This window comes from Pseudomonas sp. Irchel s3b5, from assembly GCF_900187435.1.
GTDB lineage: Bacteria > Pseudomonadota > Gammaproteobacteria > Pseudomonadales > Pseudomonadaceae > Aquipseudomonas.
In genome coordinates this window covers 1-21,137 of sequence record NZ_FYDY01000001.1, presented here as the reverse complement: position 1 = coordinate 21,137, position 21,137 = coordinate 1, and the positions used below count along the sequence as shown (strand labels likewise).

Annotated in this window: 16 protein-coding genes; 5 read left to right on the top strand and 11 right to left on the bottom strand. The window is 59.6% G+C overall.

Going from position 1 to position 21,137, the window contains the following annotated elements:
* Nucleotides 1-82 precede the first annotated feature (82 nt).
* The 4 genes from CKW15_RS00075 (at nucleotide 83) to CKW15_RS28595 (ending at nucleotide 2,210) form a co-directional block, all read left to right on the top strand.
* Nucleotides 83-379: a DUF5629 family protein gene (locus CKW15_RS00075; RefSeq protein ID WP_095059882.1), complete on the top strand. Its 297-nt coding sequence runs from the start codon at nucleotides 83-85 to the stop codon at nucleotides 377-379.
* On the top strand, nucleotides 372-1,541 hold the full coding sequence (locus CKW15_RS00070; protein WP_095059881.1) for a lactonase family protein: 1,170 nt from the start codon (nucleotides 372-374) through the stop codon (nucleotides 1,539-1,541). Before CKW15_RS00075 ends, CKW15_RS00070 begins: the two co-directional genes overlap by 8 nt.
* A 156-nt stretch (nucleotides 1,542-1,697) precedes the next feature.
* Nucleotides 1,698-1,877, top strand: coding sequence for a hypothetical protein (locus tag CKW15_RS00065; protein WP_095059880.1), 180 nt, complete (start codon nucleotides 1,698-1,700; stop codon nucleotides 1,875-1,877).
* Nucleotides 1,878-2,084: 207 nt separating this feature from the next.
* Nucleotides 2,085-2,210, top strand: coding sequence for a hypothetical protein (locus CKW15_RS28595; protein WP_256580366.1), 126 nt, complete (start codon nucleotides 2,085-2,087; stop codon nucleotides 2,208-2,210).
* 179 nt (nucleotides 2,211-2,389) lie between these two features.
* Here the strand turns inward: CKW15_RS28595 and CKW15_RS00060 are convergent, their stop codons facing one another.
* From CKW15_RS00060 to CKW15_RS00010, 11 genes are all read right to left on the bottom strand, one after another.
* Entirely contained in the window at nucleotides 2,390-2,986 is a 597-nt protein-coding gene (locus CKW15_RS00060) for a glutathione S-transferase (RefSeq protein ID WP_095151216.1), read from the bottom strand.
* Complete coding sequence (locus CKW15_RS00055) at nucleotides 2,983-6,624, bottom strand: AAA family ATPase (RefSeq protein WP_095059878.1); 3,642 nt, start codon at nucleotides 6,622-6,624, stop codon at nucleotides 2,983-2,985. The genes CKW15_RS00060 and CKW15_RS00055 overlap by 4 nt, the downstream gene beginning before the upstream one ends.
* Nucleotides 6,621-7,865: an exonuclease SbcCD subunit D C-terminal domain-containing protein gene (locus CKW15_RS00050; protein ID WP_095059937.1), complete on the bottom strand. Its 1,245-nt coding sequence runs from the start codon at nucleotides 7,863-7,865 to the stop codon at nucleotides 6,621-6,623. The genes CKW15_RS00055 and CKW15_RS00050 overlap by 4 nt, the downstream gene beginning before the upstream one ends.
* Before the next feature lie 286 nt (nucleotides 7,866-8,151).
* The gene (locus CKW15_RS00045) at nucleotides 8,152-9,792 is read right to left on the bottom strand and encodes a BatD family protein (RefSeq protein ID WP_095059877.1); all 1,641 of its coding nucleotides are present in this window, start codon (nucleotides 9,790-9,792) and stop codon (nucleotides 8,152-8,154) included.
* Nucleotides 9,789-11,528 (bottom strand): VWA domain-containing protein, encoded by a 1,740-nt coding sequence (locus tag CKW15_RS00040; protein WP_095059876.1) that lies wholly within the window; start codon nucleotides 11,526-11,528, stop codon nucleotides 9,789-9,791. Before CKW15_RS00040 ends, CKW15_RS00045 begins: the two co-directional genes overlap by 4 nt.
* Nucleotides 11,525-12,607 carry a VWA domain-containing protein gene (locus CKW15_RS00035; RefSeq protein WP_095151215.1) on the bottom strand — a complete coding sequence of 361 codons (1,083 nt, stop codon included), beginning with the start codon at nucleotides 12,605-12,607 and terminating at the stop codon, nucleotides 11,525-11,527. Before CKW15_RS00035 ends, CKW15_RS00040 begins: the two co-directional genes overlap by 4 nt.
* Nucleotides 12,600-13,094 (bottom strand): DUF4381 domain-containing protein, encoded by a 495-nt coding sequence (locus CKW15_RS00030; protein ID WP_095151214.1) that lies wholly within the window; start codon nucleotides 13,092-13,094, stop codon nucleotides 12,600-12,602. The genes CKW15_RS00035 and CKW15_RS00030 overlap by 8 nt, the downstream gene beginning before the upstream one ends.
* The gene (locus tag CKW15_RS00025; RefSeq protein WP_095059873.1) at nucleotides 13,091-14,035 is read right to left on the bottom strand and encodes a DUF58 domain-containing protein; all 945 of its coding nucleotides are present in this window, start codon (nucleotides 14,033-14,035) and stop codon (nucleotides 13,091-13,093) included. Before CKW15_RS00025 ends, CKW15_RS00030 begins: the two co-directional genes overlap by 4 nt.
* A 5-nt stretch (nucleotides 14,036-14,040) precedes the next feature.
* Entirely contained in the window at nucleotides 14,041-15,000 is a 960-nt protein-coding gene (locus tag CKW15_RS00020) for a MoxR family ATPase (protein WP_053158878.1), read from the bottom strand.
* Between the two features lie 154 nt (nucleotides 15,001-15,154).
* Nucleotides 15,155-16,876 (bottom strand): ATP-binding cassette domain-containing protein, encoded by a 1,722-nt coding sequence (locus tag CKW15_RS00015; protein WP_095059936.1) that lies wholly within the window; start codon nucleotides 16,874-16,876, stop codon nucleotides 15,155-15,157.
* Between the two features lie 736 nt (nucleotides 16,877-17,612).
* The gene (locus tag CKW15_RS00010) at nucleotides 17,613-17,969 is read right to left on the bottom strand and encodes a hypothetical protein (RefSeq protein WP_095059872.1); all 357 of its coding nucleotides are present in this window, start codon (nucleotides 17,967-17,969) and stop codon (nucleotides 17,613-17,615) included.
* Between the two features lie 503 nt (nucleotides 17,970-18,472).
* Here CKW15_RS00010 and CKW15_RS00005 point away from each other — a divergent pair.
* Nucleotides 18,473-21,137 (top strand): NAD-glutamate dehydrogenase domain-containing protein (locus CKW15_RS00005; RefSeq protein ID WP_143498303.1); only part of this gene is annotated, 2,665 nt, incomplete at its 3' end.

Here is a 21,137-nt window from a genome sequence, read left to right as displayed (position 1 = left end):
GCCTGTGGGAGCAAGCTCACTCCCACTGGAAAGGTAGTGCTTGCGCTATCATTGCGTCTTTCCCATTCAAAGATTGACTGCCATGACGACCGCAACCGACACCCTGCTCAACGTCCTCGAACACTGCGATATGGTGGAGATCGACGGCTTGCACGCTTTCGAATTCTCCCTCGATGAGATCGATAACCTGCACATTGAATGCATGGATGGCCGTGCGGCCAAACACTGGGAGTTCACGCCAGCGCAAATCCAGGCGGCGACCTTCGATCCAACCCTGCAAAGCTGGCTGATCACCGGTGACTCAGGCGAACACCGACTGGTGTGCTTAACAGCATTTCGTGGCGACAACGACGACGAAGACGCAAGTAACGATGCGTAATCTCTGGCCGCTGTTGATGGCCGGCAGCATTGGCGCCATGGGCGTACAAACGGCGATGGCCGAGAATGTCGAATTGCTCGTGGGTTCGTACACGGCAGGCTCGAGCCAGGGGATTTACCGTTTGGCGTTCGACAACGCCACCGGGCAAATCAACCCCGTCCCCCTGCAAGTGGTCAGCAGCGAAAACCCGTCATGGCTGACCCTGTCCAAGGATCAGCGGCACCTGTTTGTGGTCAACGAAAACGGACCGGGCCAGACCGATCCGGTAGGGCGCGTCAGCAGTTTTGCCATTGATCCCAAGACCCATGAACTGAGCCTGACAAGCCATTTGCAAAGCCTGGGCAACGAGCCGACCCATTCGAGCCTCAGCGCCGATGGCAGCCACTTGTTCGTCAGCAATTACTCGGTGGCCGAAGACCCGGGCGGTACGCTGGCGGTATTGCCGGTGACCGCCGATGGCAAACTTGAAGCAGTGGTGCAGATGAGCAGCCATCCGGCGAGTCGGGTCAATCCCGAGCGGCAGATGTCGTCGCACGTGCATTCCACGGTGTCATCGCCGGACGGCAAGTACGTGTTTTCCAACGATCTGGGCGCGGATAAGGTCTTTGTCTATCGCTTCGACCCCAAGGCGAATCCCGAGCTGCCATTGACCCCGGCCACCCCGGCATTTGTGCAACTGCCACCCGGCAGCGGGCCGCGTCATCTGTTGTTCAGCGCCGATGGCAAGCACGCGTGGCTGACCATGGAAATGAGCGCGCAGGTCGCGGTGTTCGATTACCGCGATGGCAAGCTTGAGCAGACGCAGATGGTCGATCTGGCGGCCGGCCAACCGATTTCAGACAAGGCAGCAGCGGCGTTGCACGCTTCGGTCGATGGCAAGTTTCTGTATGTCAGCAACCGTGGCACGGCCAACCAGTTGTTGGTGTTTGCCGTGGATCCGGCGACTGGACATCTCAAGGAGCTGCAGCGCAGGGCGGTTGAAGGTGATCATCCTCGGGAGTTCAGCCTCGATCCGAGTGGCAAGTTCCTGCTGATCGCCAACCAGAAGAGCAACCAGATTGTCGTCGTCGAGCGCGATGCCAAGACCGGGCTACTGGGCAAAACCGTGCAAAAACTGCCGATGGATGCCCCGAGCGATCTCAAGTTCTTGGTGCGTCAATAGGCCGCAGGCCCCGGTTGATGGGGCCTGCATCCTTTTATCAATTGCGCTGATATGTGGTACTGCTACAAAGCATTTCAAGGCTCCCATCCTCCACGGTTAAGTTTGCTTCACGGCCCCACCGGGCAAACAAGCCAACTGAATCCGAGGAATACCGCCATGAACTTCAACCTCTTCTCCGTCATCGCCGCTTCCGCCATTTCTGCCACCGTTGCGCTGCCAGCCAGCGCCAACGTTGAAATCAGCGACAAAAAAAACCACACCCAGAGCTACACCCAGAAATACCTGCAACAAAGCGCCAATTTCTACGCCGCGCTGGATCACAAGACTCACGCCTGAAATTTCAGCCCTGCACCTGTTATGCAGGAGCGAACTCACTGGATGATCGACGACTGAAATGTCGAAAACCATCAGAGTGATGTCGCTCCTGCATAGCGCGTTTACGACAGTGTCAGTTGGCCATCAATGTAGCGCTTGATATCACAAGGCCATACGCTTAAATTTGACGCCGGTTTTTCGACTTCCCCTTGAGCAAGGATCGACAACATGGCGATGCGTGTGGCATTGGTTTTCCTGTTTCTCTATTCAGCCCCCATTCTTTCCTCCGTGGAGACTGTTTCCGGTGAACCGGAAGCGGCCCGCGAACGCTTGATGAGTTTTATCGAAGGCTGAAACAGTTCAACGGGCTGGGGTTTTTTGTGGCGAGGGAGCTTGCTCCCGTTGGGTTGCGAAGCGACCCTGTTTTTTTCAGGTATACCCAGTTAGCCAATTTGCGGCTGCTACGCAGCCGAGCGGGAGCAAGCTCCCTCGCCACAGAGCCACAGAGCCACAGAGCTACAGAACCACATTGTTTACTTGCGCATTACGCCGGTAAATAACTCCGAGTCCAGAAACCGCTGCAACCAGTCCTGCAAGCGCCGATACGGCGTCTGCGCGAACCAGTCACGGTCGACGTGGGCGAACTGGCGCACGAACGGCATCAACGCCACATCGGCCAGGCTTGGATGGCTGGCCAGCAAATAATCACGTCCCTCCAGCAATTCATCCAGCCTTTGCAAAAACACCTCGCCCTCGCCGCGATAAACCTCCATCGGCTGCTCGGGATAACGCTCGGCGTACTTGTAGCGATTCAAGTGCACCTTGAACACCTGATCGTTCTGTTCGATCAAAGGGGCGATTTGCACCGCTGCGCCAGGATCATCCTTGAGCAACCAGTCCTGCGGATCGTTCTGTGCCAGGGCCCAGCGCATGATGTCGAGGCTTTCGTCGATCACCCGGCCATCGGCGCTGAGCACCGGCACCGTGCCTTTGCCCGACAGCGCGAGCATTTCGGCGGGCTTGGCCTTCAGGCTGACTTCGACAATGTCCACGGCCACGCCCGAGTAGCGCAGGGCCATGCGCGCCCGCATCGCGTACGGGCAACGGCGGAAGGAATACAGCGTGTTCATTTCACCTCCACGGTGCTCAGGCCGTTGCCCTGGCGGCGGACCTGAATCTGCACTGGAATCCGTTCATGCATTTCCTGTACGTGGGAAATCACCGCGACCTTGCGCCCCTGCGCCTGCAAGCCGTCGAGGGCGTCCATGGCCAGTTGCAGGGATTCCGGATCGAGGCTGCCGAAACCTTCGTCGATGAACAACGATTCGATCTTCAAGGTGCTCGACGCCATCGACGCGAGCCCGAGCGCCAGTGCCAGCGACACCAGGAACGTTTCGCCTCCTGATAACGAGTGCACCGAGCGCAGTTCGTCGCCCATTTCGGTGTCCATCACCAGCAGGCCCAACATGCTGCCGCCGCGCTTGAGGCGATAGCGGCGCACCAGTTGGCGCAATTGCACGTTGGCGTGGTGCACCAGCAAGTCGAGATTGTAAGCCTGGGCGATCTTGCGAAAGGTGTCGCCGGTGGCCGAGCCGATCAATGCATTGAGACGTGCCCAGCGCTGGTACTCGCTGTAGGCATCGGCGATTTGCTGCGCCAGGGCCTGATTGGCGTTTTGCCGGCGCTGGTCTTCGGCCTGCTCTGCGCGCAATTCGGCGCAACGCTGTTCGCTGGTTCCGAACAGGTGCTGCAAGTCCGTCAGTGCGGTGGCGAGTTGCTCGGCGTCGAGGTTGCCGTTGTGCTGTGCCTGATGCTCCGCCAGGCGCTTATCGCGTTCCTGAAGCAGGACTTTGGCTTGCTCGATGGCTTTTTCGCTTTGCTGCAAGCGATGACGCAAGTCACTGACCTGCTGGTCGTCGATACTCAGCAGTTCATCGAGACCGCCGTCGTCGAGCTCCGGGTGCAAGGCTCGCCAGTCGGCGATCTTGCCGCTCAAGGCTCGATTTTCGGTTTCCAGTGCCAGCAGGCGTTCTTGCTGGGCCTTGAGTTCCGCGGCCAGTTGCACCAGTGACGTACGAACCGTTTGCAGTTCCTGGGCGGCGGCGGATTCCGCCGAGCGTGCCAGAGCGACAGCCTGATCGAGTTGCTGCTGCCATTGTTCAGCTGTGGTGTGCTGACCGAGCAGTTGCAAGAGCTTCTGCTGGATGGCGTGTTGCTGTTCGTTGAGCGCGGTGAACTGTTGGCTGGTTGCGTCCAGTTGCTGAGTCCGGGTGAGCTGGCGGTCCTGCTCCTTTTCCAGTGTCTGCTGGCGCTGTTGCTGTTCGTCGAGCTCTTCGCGCTGTTGATCAAGCTGTTCCAGGCGCTGGGCGATCTGCCGGTCGAGCTGCATGAACGTTGCGGCAGGTTCGTCGCGCAGCGCTTGCAGGGTGTCGGCGGGGAGCAGGGTGCTGAACGCGGTCAGTTCTTCGTCCAGACGCTGGCGATCGCTGGTCAATTCGCGTTGCTGGTTGAGCAGATGCTGGGTCGCTTGCTGACTGGCCGTTTCAGCGTTGCGCAGTTGCAGAGCCAACCGTGCAGCATCCTGTTGCAGGGTGAGCAGGGCGCTCTGGCGTTGTTCGTCGTCGGCGATGCTCTGGTTCAACTGGCTGTTTTGTCGCGCCAGCCAGGCATCGCGTTTGGCGGCGTCCTGGCCCAGCAACTGCCCCGACAGCGGATGTGCTTCCAGACTCGGCGCCAGGCTCTGCTGCTGAATCGCCAGTTGTTCCTGTTGTTGCAGCAGTTCTTTTTGTCGGGCGATCACGCCGCCGACTTCCGCACGCAGGTCGGTGAGCTTCTCCTTGAGCAGGTCCACGGCTTTCTGCGCAGTGGCCTGTTCATTTTCATCAAAGCGACCGAGGCTTTGCAGCAGCGCTTCGGGCTGATGATACGGATGCTCGGCGCTGCCGCAGACCGGGCACGGTTGATCGTCTTGCAGCTGGGTGCGCAACTCTTCAACGCTGGCGCTGCGGGCCAGACGCTGACGTTCAAGTAACTCGCGGGTGACGCTCAAGGTCTGTTCGGCGACCGCCAGTTCATGCTTGGCCTGCACGCCGTCCTGGGTCAGGCGTTCACGGTCTTGCTGCGCCGTCAGTTGACGTTGTTGCAATTCGCCGCTGCGCTGGTCCAGTTCCTGCTGGCTGGCCCACAGCCGTGTCAGTTCTTCGAAGGCGCGCAATTGCTTGCGGTTGTCCTGCAACAGGCTGCCAAGAATCTGGATCTGTTCGGCTACCGCTTCGGGCTCGGCGCCGGCCTCTTTGTAGAGCACTTCCAAATGTTGCTTTTGCGCGGCCAGTTCTTCGGCGGCGCGGGTGGCGCTGAGTTCCAGCGCGGCCAGTTCGGCCTGGCCTTTGTTCAGGCGGTTGCCCACCAGCATCAACTGTTGCAGGCGATCCCGGTAAGCGTTCCAGGCATCGCTCAACGGTGCCAGATGAGCGCTTTGCTCAAGCTCGGTGCCGATCCGTTGCAAGCGCTCGGCAACCAACTTCTGCTGTTCGAGCAGGCCTTGAATCGTGGTTTGTCCCTGCGTGCAGGCCAATTCGGCTTGCTGCTTGAGGTCCGCACTCAGGCGGGTGTCTTTGACCAGGCGGGCGAGGGTGTTTTGCTCGTCGAAGGCCTGGCGCAGCAGTGGTGCGTTGGCGCTGTGTTGGCTTTGCGCTTCGGTCAGGGCGGATTGAGCGGCAATCTGGCTGGCTTCGAGCTGGGCCTGGCGCGCCTGCGATTGCTCTTGCTGCGCCGTGTGCTGCTGAATCTGCGCTGCCAGAGGCGTGAGCTGGGCAGTGAGTTCGGTCTGGCGCGCGAACTGGTGGCGTTGCGGCGCCAGTTGTTCCAGGCGGGTCAGCTTCAAGCGTTCGCCGGCCAGACTGTCCCAATGCTGTTGGGCTGACTGCAATTGTTCGGTGGCGGCCCGTTGCTGGTCCTGCAATTGGCGCAGGTCCTTGAGCCAGGTGTGTTGCAGCTCGAGTTGCTTGAGCTGTGCCTGCTGGGTCTTGAGTTGTTGCTGTGCCTCACCGAAACGCTGGTCCAGTTCGGCACGGGCTTCGGGCGAAAGCGGTGTGACACCGCTGGCCTTATCCTGCAGCAGTTTGTGGGCCTCGCGGGCTTCTTTGGTCTTGTCGAAAGCCCGGCGACCGAGACGGGTGTACAGCGCGGTGTCGGTGAGTTTTTCCAGCAGCTCGCTGCGGTCGTTGTCATCGGCCTTGAGGAAGGCGCTGAATTCGCTTTGCGCCAGCAGCACGGCGCGAGTGAACTGTTCGAAGTTCAGGCCCAGTGCGGCTTCGAGCTGGGTCTTGTACTCGCCTTTCTGGCTGGCGAGCAGTTGATCCTGATCGATGTCACGCAAGCTTTGGCGGCTGGCTTGCAGTTTGCCGGCGGCTTTGTCGCGGGCGCGGTTGGCTTCCCAGCGCGCCCGATAGCGGCGGCCGTCGATACCGACGAAATCCACTTCGGCATAACCTTCGCCGGTACCGCGTCGCAGCAGGGTGCGCGGATCACCGGTGCCGATTTCGCCATCGGCGTCCGGCACCTTGGCGTCACGACCGGTGTTGTTCAGGCGGGGTACGGCACCGAACAACGCCAGGCACAAGGCATCGAGCAGGGTACTTTTGCCGGCGCCGGTCGGGCCGGTGATGGCGAACAGTCCGGCACTGGCCAAGGGTTCGGCAGTGAAATCGATTTCAAACGGCCCGGCCAGCGAGGCGAGGTTTTTCAGGCGGATCGCGAGAATTTTCATGGCTGTTCGCTCTCCATTTGTACGTCCTGCAACAGCTCGGCAAAGTCCTTGAGGGTCTGTTCGTCGACCTCGCTGCCGTAATTGTCTTGCCAGGCACGGCTGAACAGTTCCTGGGGCGTGAGCTGGTCCAGTTCGATCAACGCGTTGCCATCGTCTGCACCGTCACGGCTGCCGTTGCCGGCGTACTCGGCGGCGATGCGCACCAGGCGCACGGCTTTGCCTTGCAGGGCGGTTTCCACTTGGTGGCGCAAGTCCGGCTGCGGCTCGTCAAGATGCACCCGTACTTCGAGCCACGGTTGACGCTGGAGATCGGCCAGCAGGTCGATGTTCGGCAGGTCCGCCAGTTGCAGGAGGATGTCCGCCAGCGGTGCCGGGCCGATGCGCTGCAAATTGACTGCGCGGGGAATCAGTTTCGGCTCGACGCTGACCAGGGTTTCGCCGTCGAGCGTGACGTGAAGAATCTGATGCTGATAACCGATCTCGGAAAACGACAACGGAATCGGCGAACCGCAGTAGCGAATGCGCTCCTCGCCATTGACCTTCTGCGGCTTGTGCAAGTGACCGAGGGCAACGTAGCTGATACTCGGCCCGAACAGGCTGGCGGGCAGGGCCTCGGCGTTGCCGATGATCAGGCTGCGCTCGGAGTCTTCCGATACCGAGCCGCCGGCCATGTGCGCGTGGCTGATGGCGATCAGTGCCTGACCCTTCTGGCGTTTGGCATTTGCCGCTTCGATCAGCCATTCATGCACCTGGCCGATGCCGCGCAAATAATTGTCGCCCAGATGCGCGCCGGTGACTTCGGCGGGCCGCAGAAACGGCAACGCCAGGCACCAGCCGGTGATTTCACCACTGGCATCGGGCAAGGGCAGCAACAGGCGCTCGGCGTCCAATTGACCGTCATCGAGCCACAACACCCGACCCAACGCATGGGTACGCAAACGGCGCATCAACGGCGCGGGCAGTTCGATGCGCGAGCCGGAATCGTGGTTGCCGGCAATCATCACGATGGTCAGTAACGGCTGTTGTTCGTGGGCGCTGACGATGAAGTCGTAGAGACGCTCCTGGGCTTTGACCGGCGGGTTGACCGTGTCGAAGATATCGCCGGCAATCAGCAGCGCATCAGGCTGGTCCAGCTTCAATTGACGCAGCAGCCAGTCGAGGAAACAGCCGTGTTCGAAATCGCGATCCTGGCCGTGCAGGTTCTGCCCGAGATGCCAGTCGGAGGTGTGAAACAAGCGCAAGGCGGACTCCGCTACAAAATAGGTGATGGCCGCGTGGAAAATGAAGGCGGCGAAAGGGGAGAGAGTTTACTGGCAAAAAAGTCCTGTCGCTCGGTGGATGTTTTGGAACCTTATGCCTGTGGCGAGGGAGCTTGCTCCCGCTGGGCGGCGAAGCTGCCCCCTTGAGACCTTTGATGAATATTGTGCAAGCCGAATGACGACTGCTGCGCAGCCGAGCGGGAGCAAGCTCCCTCGCCACGGAAAAACATCTGATCCCAGCCAAAATTCATTGCCATCAGGATGGGGGCTATTTCGGATAAAGCGGCGGCAACCCACTGTCACCCACCGGATCCTGAACCCGCTCGGCAATCGGGATCGCCTTGATCGCACGCCACAGCTCTTCGCCTTGCCAGTGCTGGCCGGTTTCGCTGTAGAGCGCGCCGTTCAGGCCGTCTAGGGCGTCGGACAGGGGGACGAAGCGGGCGGCCATGTCGGCCAGGGTTTCCGGCTGTTGCCGGGCCCAGGCATCGAGGGCCTGGCGGGTGGCGTGGGAGTCGTTGGCCTGGCAGGCGCGCTTGAGGTCGTCGAGCACGGTGCGCGGGCTCGGGCCGGTTTGGGCCGTGCGCAGGAGCGCCGGTTTCCAGCGACCGCGCCACCAGAGACCGAAGCCGAGCAGGGTGGTGCAGGCGAGGATCAGCGTACTGAGTTTCCAGCGCCAGAGTGTTCCGCTGTCGGCACTGGATTCGACGGGTGAGGTGCTGGCCGGTGTATCGACTACAAGGCTCGGATTGACCGCCACAAGCAGCGTGCGGGCGGGCAGGCTGCTGTGTTCCAGATGATCTTCAAAGGTGTTCCACCACACCACGTCGACGCCGGGCAGGTCAACGGCGCCGGTACGGGTCGGCACCAGGGCTTCACGGTCTTCCCGACTGCCGACCAGACCCCGTTCGGTGTTCTGGTTGCCGAGCACCGGCTGATCGGGGTAGCGGCGCAGCCCGGCGACCTCTGTGCCGGGCAAGGGCGGCAATTGCGTGCTGGCCAATCCATCGGCTTTCACGATCAGGCTGCGGGTCAGCGAGTCGCCGACCTGTGCGCGATCCGGTTCCGGATTCCAGCTTTCGCTCAGGGACAGGCTGCGCGCAGGCAGCCAAGGGGCGTCGGCCGGATAGGTCGCGGGTTTGGCCTTGACGGTCAGCAGCAACTCAGTGGAACTGACGCGCATCAGTTTGCCGGACCTCGGATCCTGAGCGCCAGAGTCGTGTTGCGCCTGTGCGGCAACGAGCGCGGCACTGAAGTTCTGGGCCGGAATAATCAGCTCACCGCTGTGTTGCGGGTAGATTGCATAGCGCTTTTCGATCACCCCGTGGCGCAGGCCGTCGATGTCTTTTTCGTAGGTGCGCGGGTCACCCAGTGATTCGATGCGCGCGTCGGGAATTTGCAGAGGCGGCAGGCTACTGTCGTCGTACAGAGACACCGAATGGTAGACGCGCAGGGTCAATATGGCCTGAGCCTGCACGTAGACGCTGCTTTGATCGAGGCTGGCGTCAATGAACACCGGCGCGCGTTTGTTCGGGTTATCGGGTGTTTCGCTCTCGATCACTTGCAGGGTGATCGGCTGGCTCTGGAGGTCGCCCAGTTGCAGTGAGGGAATGACCACGCTGCCATTTTGGCGGGGCAGCAGGGTGATGATCCATCGCGTGGTGGCCCGATTGTCACCATTGAGGGTATTCAACTGGTTGACCTGGCGAGTGCCGCGCACGTCGAACAGCGGTTCCAGTGGTATCAGGTCAGGTTTGCCGAACTGTGTGACATCGGTGGATTCCAGGGTCAGTTCGACTGTTTCGCCTGAACTCAGGCGACTGCGATCCACACTGGCAACCAGCTCCCCAGCCTGGGCCTGTACTGCCCAAATCAGCAGGGCGAGCAATAAAGCGGTGAAGCGGGTCATCGAGTATTTTCCTGATCCTGATGTTGTTGCTGTTCGTACCAGAATTTGCGCCTGAGCAATTCACCGGGGTCATCCGGGATCTGCCGTAGCCATTGCTCCAGTGCCTGGCGCTGCTCACCTTCAAGGCTGTCGGTGACGGGACGCAAGGGCGGCGTGGTGTGTTGCTCATCACCCAGTTCGCTGCCCGGGACTTCATTGGAACCGGGTTTTGGCGGTGCGGTGGGCGGTGGCTCGTCGCCCGGCTCGGCTGGTTTGCCCTCGGCACTGGCTTCGTCGCTGTTCGATGGCTCGATGGCGGCGCTTGGTGGTGCAGGGGGCGGATCGATATCGGGCTGGGTGCTCGGGGTTTTCTCCGGTTCAGGGGCCGTCGGATCGATTTTCAGCTTGAGCAGACTTTCTACCAACGCCTTGTTGGTCAGGGCCGGGCGCAAATCCGGTTGCCGTTCCAGTGCCTGTTCATAAGCGTCGAGCGCAGCCTCCAGCTCACCGCTTCTTGCGAGGGCGTTACCCCGATTGTAGTGGGCGTGGGCGTCATCGCCTTCGGCGAAGCGTTCGGCGGCTGCGGCGTAATCACCGGCTTCATAGAGTGCCACGCCTTGCCATTGATGGTCTTCGAAATGCTGCGCAGCTTCAGCCGGCTGTTTTTTCTTGAGCAAATGCAGGCCTTGCTGATCGGGGCGCAGCCACAGGTCTTCGAAATCGAATGCATAGACGGGTTGCGGCAACGCGAACAGCAGCGGCAGGCAGAACAGCCAGCCACGGCGACCCGCGCATGCCGCGAGCAGCAACAGCGGAAGCAGCAGCCAGTAACCCTGATCCGCCCAAGTGTCGAGGCGCAACGTCTGGCCATCGTTTCGCAGGGTGCGCGGACCGTCGAGCAGGCCGAGGGCGCGCAAGTCGCTATCACTCAGGCGCGCGTGGCGATAGCGTCCATCCAGGTCGTTGACAAAGGACTTCAAGCCCGGCTCGTCCAGACGTGACACCAGGATCGCGCCCTGTTCGTCCTTGAGGAAGCTGCCGTCCTCCTGAGTGATCGGCGACCCTTCGGCGGTGCCGATGCCAAGCATCAAAAACTCTGTCGATTGACCGCGCATTGCCCGGCGAATGCCCTGGCGCTCCTGTTCCGTCAGTGACGAGCCAATCAACAGGATCCGACCGTCACCGAGGGCGCCCTGTTGCAGCAGGTTCAGGGCCTTGTCCACGGCCAGGTCGGCGCGATGGCCGGCCTCGGGCATCAGTGATGGCTTGAGCGCATCGAGCAGGTTGCGGCTGGTGGACAGGTCATCCGACAGCGGCACCAGCGTGTGCGCACTGCCGGCGTAGACGACGATCGCGGTCTGGGCGTCGCTGCGGGCCTGCAACAGGTCGAGCAGTTTGCGTCGGGCCTGTTCCAGTCGATTCGGCGTCACGTCGGTGGCGAGCATTTCCGGCGTCAGTTCAAGAATTACCACCAGTGGGTCGGCGGGTTTCTGGCTGGTCTGTTCGACGCGAGTCCAGCCCGGCCCCAACAGGGCAAGTACGGTCAACATCCACGCCAGACCCAGGGCGATCCATGGCAACTTGCTGTCGCGGCCGTCGCCGCCACTGAGCAGCGCGGCATGAAAGGCAGGCGGCAGAATCATTTGCCAGCGCCCGGCGCGCTTCTTGCGGTGCCAGAGTTGCCACAGCAGCCAGCCAAGCAGCGGCAACAACAGCAACCACCAGGGTCGGAACCAGAACGGCCACAACGCACTCATCTTCGCCTCCGAAGACGCAGGCGTTTGAGTCGTTCGCGCCAGTCAGGCAACAGTTGCGTTTGAGCGAACATTTGTTTGGTCATCAGGCGTTGCAGCGGATTGTCCGGCCAGAGCGTACGGCCCACCAGCAACAGGCTCAACCACAGTGCCAGGGTCAGCGGCCAGTGATACAACGCCTGGGCCGGGCGGGCCTGGGTCGGTTGCTGAGTCACCGGTTCCAGCTGGTCGAGGGTGTCCTTGATCGCCTGCAACTCCTTGGCATCGTGGGCACGGAAATACTGGCCGCCGGTGGCCGCAGCGATGGCCTGAAGGGCCGGTTCGTCCAGGTCCAGGCTCGGATTGACGCCGAGAAAACCGACGGTACCGCTTTGTTCCGGATCGGCACCGATGCCGATCGGGTAGATTTTTACACCTTCTTTGGCGGCCAGTCGCGCAGCGGTGAGCGGGTCGATTTCGCCGCCATTGTTGGCGCCGTCAGTGACGAGAATCAGCACACGGCTTTGCGCCGGGCGTTGGCGCAGGCGTTTAAGGGCTAGACCGATGGCGTCGCCGATGGCGGTATTTTTGCCAGCGATGCCGATGCGCGCTTCATCGAGCCACACGCGAACAGTGCGTCGATCGAACGTCAGCGGTGCCTGCACGTAAGCCTGACTGCCGAACAGAATCAGACCGACGCGATCGCCCTCACGGTTTTCAAGGAAGTCGCCGAGCAAGTGCTGAACCAGCTCAAGCCGGCTGACTTCTTCGTCCTGCCACTTCATGTCCGGGAAGTCCATCGAGCCGGAGACGTCCACCGCCACCAGCAAATCACGGCCACTGGCGGCAATGGGTAGTGGCTCGCCGAGCCATTGCGGGCGCGCCGCGGCCACCAACAGAAACAACCAGATCAGCATGAACGGTGCCTGTTGCCGCCACGCTGGCAGATTGGCCCGGGCACGGCGCCCGGCGAGGCCTTCGAGGTCGCTGAGGAAACTGACCTTGAGTGCGGGTTCGCCGCTGTCGGCCACCGGCAACACCAGGCGCATCAGCCAAGGCAACGGCAACAGGGCGAACATCCACGGCCAGGCGAATTCAAACATGCTTGCGAATCCACGTGTCGACGGCTTGGGTCAGGCCGGCGATGGCCTTGTCGTCGAGTTTGCATTCGGGTTTGTAGGCGCCTTCCACCAGCACCATCCAGCGCGTCAGTCCCGCCGCAGGGCAGCGGTTATCGAGGAATGCCAGCCATTTACGTCCGTTGAGCGTGTGGCTTTGGCTGTAGGGGTAATGGTTGCGGCACAAACGCTTGAGCAAGCCGTTCAGTTGTTGCAGCCAGGCACCGGCGGGCGCGCCATCGTAGGGTTTCGGCATCAGCGCCAGTTCCGCCAGCGCGGCGAGACGCACTGGGTCCAGTGGCTGTTCGGCGCGTACCACAGGCTGCTTTTTCGGAAAAAAACTCGGCAGCTTCCACACACCGAAACCTATCAGTGGCAGCAATAACAGCAGCAACCACCAGCCCGGCGCCGGCGGCCAGAAACCGATCGGAGGCGGGAGAATCAGCGGTTGCAGTTGATCGAGTCCGCTCATCGTCCTTTCCCCGCATTCTGTGGGTTCAGGTACTCGCGCAGTTGCTCGACCATTTCGCTTTGGGTGCTCAAAGGCATCATCAATACGCGCAATTTCTGCGCCAGCAGTTCCCAGCGGGCGATACGCACTTCGGCCTGGGCGCGATACGTCTGGCGCAGTTCGAAATTGAGGGTGTCGAGTTCCAGTTGCGCGCCGCGCTCGGCGAAGCGCAAAAGTCCGGCGGCGGGGAGGGCATGATCCAGCGGATCGGACAGCGGCAGTAGCAACAGGTCGCAATGTCGCGACAACAGGCTCAATTGTTGTTCGGCACTGTCTGAAAGGGCACGTTCGTCGCAGATCACGATCACCAGACTGCCCGGGCGCGAAACCTCTCGGGCGCGGCGCAGGGCAATGCCAAAGGCATCGCGGTCCGGCTCACTTTCGGTGTGCAGTGACTGGTTGACCCGCACGAGCCGGTTGAGCAGTTGCAGCAGGCTTTGTTTGCTGCGTCGGGGCTTGATCTCGTAGTGCTCGTTGTCGCCGAACACCAGCCCGCCGACCCGGTCGTTATGACCCAGCGCGGCCCAGCCGATCAGGCTCGCAGCTTGAGCGGCGAGCACGGATTTGAACATCAGCCCCGAGCCGAAAAACAGTCGGCGGCTTTGTTCGACCATGATGAAAATCGGCCGCTCGCGCTCCTCATGGAACAGCTTGGTATGTGGCTCCTGCGTCCGGGCAGTCACGCGCCAGTCGATGGTGCGCACATCGTCGCCGGCCTGATAGACCCGCACCTGATCGAAGTCCACACCGCGTCCGCGCAACTTGGAGTGGTGCAGGCCAATCAGCGGGCTGCGCTGGCTCGGTGTGGAGAACAACTGCACTTCACGCACGCGATGGCGCATCTCGATCAGCTCGGCGAGGCTGACGCGGATGCCCGGTTCGGGCGGCAGGATCGCATTCATCGGGGTCAAGCGACGGCTACGACGTCGAGAATCCGCTGGACCACCCGGTCCTGATCGATGCCGGCGGCTTCGGCTTCAAAGGAAAGAATGATGCGGTGGCGCAGTACGTCGAACAGCACGGCCTGAATGTCTTCGGGGCTGACGAAGTCACGACCGGCCAGCCAGGCATGGGCGCGGGCGCAGCGGTCCAGGGCAATGGAGCCGCGAGGGCTGGCGCCGTAGGCGATCCACTCGGCCATTTCCGGGTCGAACTTGGCCGGGGTGCGCGTGGCCATGACCAGTTGCACCAGGTATTCCTCCACGGCGTCGGCCATGTACAAACCGAGGATTTCCTTGCGTGCGGCGAAGATTGCCTGCTGACTGACCCGGCGCTCGGGTTTGGTTTCGCCGTTCAGGGCTTCGCCCCGGGCCTGCTGCAGGATGCGGCGTTCGACGGTGGCATCGGGGAAACCGATTTTGACGTGCATCAGGAAACGGTCGAGTTGGGCTTCGGGCAGCGGATAGGTGCCTTCCTGCTCGATCGGGTTCTGCGTGGCCATCACCAGAAACAGCGGTGACAACTCATACGTGCTGCGCCCGACACTGACCTGACGCTCGGCCATGGCTTCGAGCAATGCCGACTGAACCTTGGCCGGAGCACGGTTGATTTCGTCCGCCAACACCAGGTTGTGGAAAATCGGGCCTTGCTGGAACACGAAGCTGCCGGTTTCCGGACGATAGATTTCCGTGCCGGTGATGTCGGCCGGCAACAGGTCCGGAGTGAACTGGATGCGATGGAACTGGGCTTCGATGCCTTCAGCGAGTTCTTTGATGGCCTTGGTCTTGGCCAGGCCAGGGGCACCCTCGACCAGCATGTGGCCGTCGGCAAGCAGGGCGATGAGCAAGCGCTCGATGAGTTTTTCCTGGCCGAGAATCTGCGTTGAAAGAAAGGTTCGCAGCGCTAGCAGCGCCTCACGATGTTCCATCGATGACTGTTCCTGGAAAAGGGTGGCCGAGGCGTTCGAAATACGCCAAGGCTGGGGGCGTTACTTTAATCCATCGCGGGGGGCGGCGACTAACGGCATTTTGTGCAATTTGCAGGGATTTGAACCTGTTCGCGCCCTTCGCAGGGAAAAGGGATCAGCCATGCAGGTAATGCTCCTCTGTTTGAAGGTCGCTCAGCAGCAGTTTTACGGCTTTGCGTTTGACCAATTCACACCACGGACCGTCGTCAACAATGGCGCCCTCCTGCATGACGATGACTCGATCAAAGCGATGCAGATGCCGGACATCATGGGTTACACAAATCAGTCCATGCGCGGCAAATGTTTCAAACAACAAATCCCACACTGGCGTAGCGAGCTTCGGCTCGATCGATGCACTGGGTTCATCGAACAAATTGAACCGCCCTGGCCTGTTGATCACGCGCAGCAATGACAATCGTTTGCCCTCTCCACCCGATATGTTGGATGCGTTTTCGCTGATGTTGCGATGGGAAACGATATCTTCAAGGTCAAGCCGTTGTATTGCATCGCTCAGATGGGGGGAGGGAGGCATTCCGAACAATACGGAGATATCGAATTGACCCTCCAGAAACTGCGGTAATTGAGGGCAATACCTCAGCGAGTTCAAATGGGCCTCGGCGCTTAAGCGGGAGATCGGTATGTCATCAATGCTCAAGTGATTCCTCACTGAAGCATTTAACCCGGCCAGCGTCTCAAGCAATGTGGATTTACCCGCACCGCTGGGCCCGGTAATGGCTACTGACTGGCCTTGAGAGAAAGTAACGCTGCTCTCAATTGAGAGTCGGGTTGTGTCGGCGTCGCCCACCACACAAGGCTCAAGGACCAGCTTCGAGACGCGTCGGGATTGGATGTCGGTCTGGCGATTACTATCGTCAAAGTTTGGCAGTGCCAAAAGCTGCTGCATGCGTCGTTGATCCGCCAGAAACTGATCAAGTACCCGATAACCCTCCGTCAACGCAGTGATGTTCAGCAAAAAGCTTCCAGCAATGGAAAAAATGGCAACCAGTTGCCCAACGCTGATACCAGGTTCGCTTGAAAGCTGACCGAGAACCCCCCAACTGAGGAGCCCTCCCGTAGAGAGACTTACAAACAGGACTTTCGCTCCGTTCAGGAAACCGCCAGAGCTTGCCGCGATAACCGCGGCTTCGGCGTATTGGACGAAGGCCCGGTTCAGAGGCTTTGTTGCGGTGTGCTCTGCGCGTTCCAGTTTTATAGACTTGCCAATGTTGATGGTGTTGAACAAGACGCCGCTCAGCTCATCCTCTTGTTCATTGACTGCATCGATGTGCTTTCGGCGCCACCTGATGATCTGGTGAGCCACGAAGAGATAGACAATGCCAAGAGAGGTCATTGCCAGAAAAATTCCGGTGCCACCCATGTAGACAAAAGCACTGGCGACAATCAGAAACTCCACGCACAGAGGAAGGCCAACGGTCACAAAAAATGTCAGCAGTTGCTCATTTGCCGTTATCCCACGCTCAACTGACTTTATAAAGTAACCAATACGCCAAGAACTGAATTGAAGGAATTCTTTGCGCATAAGTTGGGCAATCCACTCGATGGATGCATTCATTACGGCCTGCTGTACCAACTTGGACAGGAAGAAAATTTGCAGTGGGTGAATGATTGCCTGAATACATCCGGCCAGTGTGAAGCCTGCTGTTAACAATAAGAGTGTGTTGAGTGTGGACGGATTGCTGCTGTTCAGGGTGTCGACAATTTTACCCAATAGTAATGGTGGGGCTAGCGACATTATTTTTAGTGCGAATATAGTGGTGCATGTTGAGATCAGCAATGCAGTGTATTTTTTGCAGGTTGTTCTAATAATTGTCTGCATGGGTTGCCTGAAAAACAAGTGGGTTTCGAGGTTGGCGTAGGATTCGTTGTGGGGCGACCAGGCTCCCATTTCTTATGATGTTGAAGCGTTCAAGGCCAGGAATATAAGCCTGGCAGACAATGCCGTCATCAGCGTATTGAGTGACGACTCTGTGGTAAATGGTCCTGTTGGTCGCCAATAGATTTTGTCTCAGCGCGTCTAGTTGCGAAGGAACACTTGCTACGTAAGCTCTGAGAGGGAGGTCCAGCAGTGGAAGTCTCAGGTTTTTTACGGGGTTCAGGTCGATAAGGCATCGTAATATTTTTGAATTCGCTAGAAAGTTTAGTGTTTTTCTGTCTTTGGCTTCTTGTGTGTCGTCATAAAGTGCGTCGACTTGAAATTGTTCTGTTACGGCTTTTTTTCGGAAGTGATTAATTAATAGCAGTGAGTTTGTGGTGCGGACAGTTCATCACTTCCTAAGCCGATGTAGGCCCGCTCTTGGCGGGATGTAGGATGAAAGTCGTCAATTTTCTGATTGTGTTGTTGTATCGTTTTTTTTGTTTTTGATTCAATGGGATGGCGTGTTTAGTTTTGTACTGGGAAGGAAGCGGAATGTAGTCCGTACTTACGGACATCCGACTTTTTAGGGGGAGTGATGAAGGGATCTCGCTGGCACCTTTGTTGGCAAGCCTGTTCCTACGGGTCTAATGCGATGCAAATCGACTGTAGGAGCTGGCTTGCCAGCGAAAGCGGTCTGTCAGGCCAGCTGGCTGATATACGTTCCAGTCCCTTTCAGAATGTTCTGCAAGGTTTCTTCCACTTCAGCCAGATCCACCATGTCAGCATCAAAGGTGATCTCCAGCACATCATCCCCATTCAGCGCATCGGCATCCGCCGCCGCGATTTCGATCTTCAGCAGCGTAGGGCTAAGGGTCACTTTGACGCCATCGAGGGTCGAAGGCTCGCCATCGAGGGTGATCTCCAGCTCGTCTTCATCCGGGTAGCGGCTCATCAGGAACATCTCGCCCTGGGCGCTGTGGCAGCAGACCATGGCCATGTTGTCTTCTTCGTCGTCGCAAGGGTTGACGATCAAGAGGGCGGTTTTCATTTTCATGGGAAATTCCTGGCTCGACGAGCGTGGTAAACGCAACAAAGGGCAATTCTGCCAGCCCGCACACATTTCTGCTCGTTGAGCGTCAATGTCCCGCTAACGGACAGTCAGTGTGTTACCGGTCATTTCTAGTACGTACGTCCCGTAAAACCGCACAGAAAACCGTCATTTTCCTGTGCGAATGCTAGTGTTGTTCCAAGCGTACGCCTTGAGCTGCGTACCGTTGACCGAATATGTCGCAGCACCGCAAGCACGGGCCTTGCCGCTCTGGTTAAGCTGCGCAACGGATGAGCACCCGTAAAGGCATTGCGCTGTTCGCAGCCCAGTCGTTTTTGCAGATGCCCATTCACGGAAGGTGAATGTGACCCGAGTGTCCCGTCCAGCTTCACCCACCTGTCACCCTGTTTCCTCTGCCCGAGAATCAGGAGCGGGGTGACGGGTAGCCCCGAACAGGGGTTTTGCACGCGACGCTTCCATCAATAACAAGCCCAAGCGGAGTACCACAGATGGCGTTCTTCACCGCAGCCAGCAAAGCCGACTTCCAGCACCAACTGCAAGCGGCACTGGCGCAGCACATCAGTGAACAGGCACTGCCACAAGTGGCGCTGTTCGCTGAACAATTCTTCGGCATCATTTCCCTGGACGAGTTGACTCAACGTCGGTTGTCCGACCTCGCTGGCTGTACTCTTTCTGCGTGGCGCCTGCTTGAGCGCTTCGATCACGCGCAACCCCAAGTGCGCGTCTACAACCCCGATTACGAACGCCACGGCTGGCAGTCGACCCACACTGCGGTCGAAGTGCTGCACCACGACCTGCCATTTTTGGTGGACTCGGTGCGCACCGAGCTGAACCGCCGCGGTTACAGCATCCACACCCTGCAAACGACCGTGCTCAGCGTGCGTCGTGGCAGCAAGGGCGAGTTGCTGGAAATCCTGCCGAAAGGCACCCAGGGCGACGACATCCTGCAAGAGTCGTTGATGTACCTGGAAATCGACCGTTGCGCCAATACCGCCGAACTCAATGTGCTGACCAAAGAGCTGGAGCAAGTGCTCGGCGAAGTCCGCGTTGCAGTGGGCGATTTTGAGCCGATGAAGGCCAAGGTTCAGGACATCCTGACCAAACTGGACAACAGCCAGTTCGCCGTCGATGCCGACGAAAAGAACGAAATCAAGAGTTTCCTGGAATGGCTGGTGGGCAACCACTTCACCTTCCTCGGCTACGAAGAATTTGTGGTCAACGACGAGGCCGATGGCGGCCACATCGTCTACGACAAGGACTCCTTCCTCGGCCTGACCAAACTGCTGCGCGCCGGCCTGACCTACGATGACCTGCGCATCGAAGACTACGCCGTGAACTACCTGCGCGAACCGACCCTGCTGTCGTTCGCCAAGGCCGCACACCCAAGCCGTGTACACCGTCCGGCTTACCCCGATTACGTGTCGATCCGTGAAATCGACGCCGATGGCAAGGTCATCAAGGAATGTCGTTTCATGGGCCTGTACACCTCGTCGGTGTATGGCGAGAGCGTGCGGGTCATCCCGTTCATCCGCCGCAAGGTCGAGGAAATCGAACACCGTTCGGGCTTCCAGTCCAAGGCTCACCTGGGCAAGGAATTGGCGCAGGTGCTCGAAGTGCTGCCGCGCGATGACCTGTTCCAGACCCCGGTCGACGAGCTGTTCAGCACCGTGATGTCGATCGTGCAGATCCAGGAACGCAACAAGATCCGCGTGTTCCTGCGCAAAGACCCGTACGGCCGTTTCTGCTACTGCCTGGCCTACGTGCCGCGTGACATCTATTCCACCGAAGTGCGCCAGAAGATCCAGCAAGTGCTGATGGATCGCCTGAAAGCTTCGGACTGCGAGTTCTGGACCTTCTTCTCCGAGTCCGTGCTGGCCCGCGTGCAGTTGATCCTGCGTGTTGATCCGAAAAACCGCCTGGATATCGACCCGCTGCTGCTGGAAAAAGAAGTGGTTCAGGCCTGCCGCAGCTGGCAGGACGACTACGCCGCACTGACCGTCGAAAGTTTCGGCGAAGCCCACGGCACCAACGTGCTGGCCGACTTCCCGAAAGGCTTCCCGGCCGGTTATCGCGAGCGTTTCGCAGCGCATTCGGCTGTGGTCGACATGCAGCATCTGCTGAGCCTCAACGAAAAAAATCCGTTGGTGATGAGCTTCTATCAGCCGCTGGGCCAGGTGTCCGGTCAGCGCATGCTGCATTGCAAGCTGTATCACGCCGACACCCCGCTGGCGCTGTCTGACGTACTGCCGATCCTGGAAAACCTCGGTCTGCGCGTGTTGGGTGAATTCCCGTATCGCCTGCGCCACAACAGTGGCCGCGAGTTCTGGATTCACGATTTCGCGTTCACTGCTGCCGAAGGCCTGGAACTCGACATCCAGCAACTCAATGACACGCTGCAGGACGCCTTCGTCCACATCGTGCGCGGCGATGCCGAAAACGATGCGTTCAACCGCCTGGTGTTGACCGCCGGCCTGCCATGGCGTGACGTTGCACTGCTGCGTGCTTACGCCCGCTACATGAAGCAGATTCGTCTGGGCTTCGACCTGGGTTACATCGCCAGCACCCTGAACAACCACACCGACATCGCTCGCGAGCTGACCCGGTTGTTCAAGACCCGTTTCTACCTGGCGCGCAAGCTGAGCAGCGACGACCTCGAACAACGTCTGGAACACGCCATTCTGGCCGCGCTGGACGACGTCCAGGTGTTGAACGAAGACCGTATCCTGCGTCGCTACCTTGATCTGATCAAAGCGACCCTGCGTACCAACTTCTACCAGACCGATGCCAACGGCCATAACAAGTCGTACTTCAGCTTCAAGTTCAACCCGCACTTGATTCCTGAGTTGCCGAAGCCGGTTCCGAAGTTCGAAATCTTCGTTTACTCGCCGCGCGTCGAAGGCGTGCACCTGCGCTTCGGCAACGTCGCTCGGGGTGGTCTGCGCTGGTCCGACCGTGAAGAGGACTTCCGTACCGAAGTCCTGGGCCTGGTAAAAGCCCAGCAAGTGAAGAACTCGGTCATCGTGCCGGTGGGTGCGAAGGGCGGCTTCCTGCCGCGTCGCCTGCCACTGGGCGGCAGCCGTGACGAGATCGCGGCCGAGGGCATTGCCTGCTACCGCATCTTCATTTCCGGTCTGTTGGACATCACCGACAACC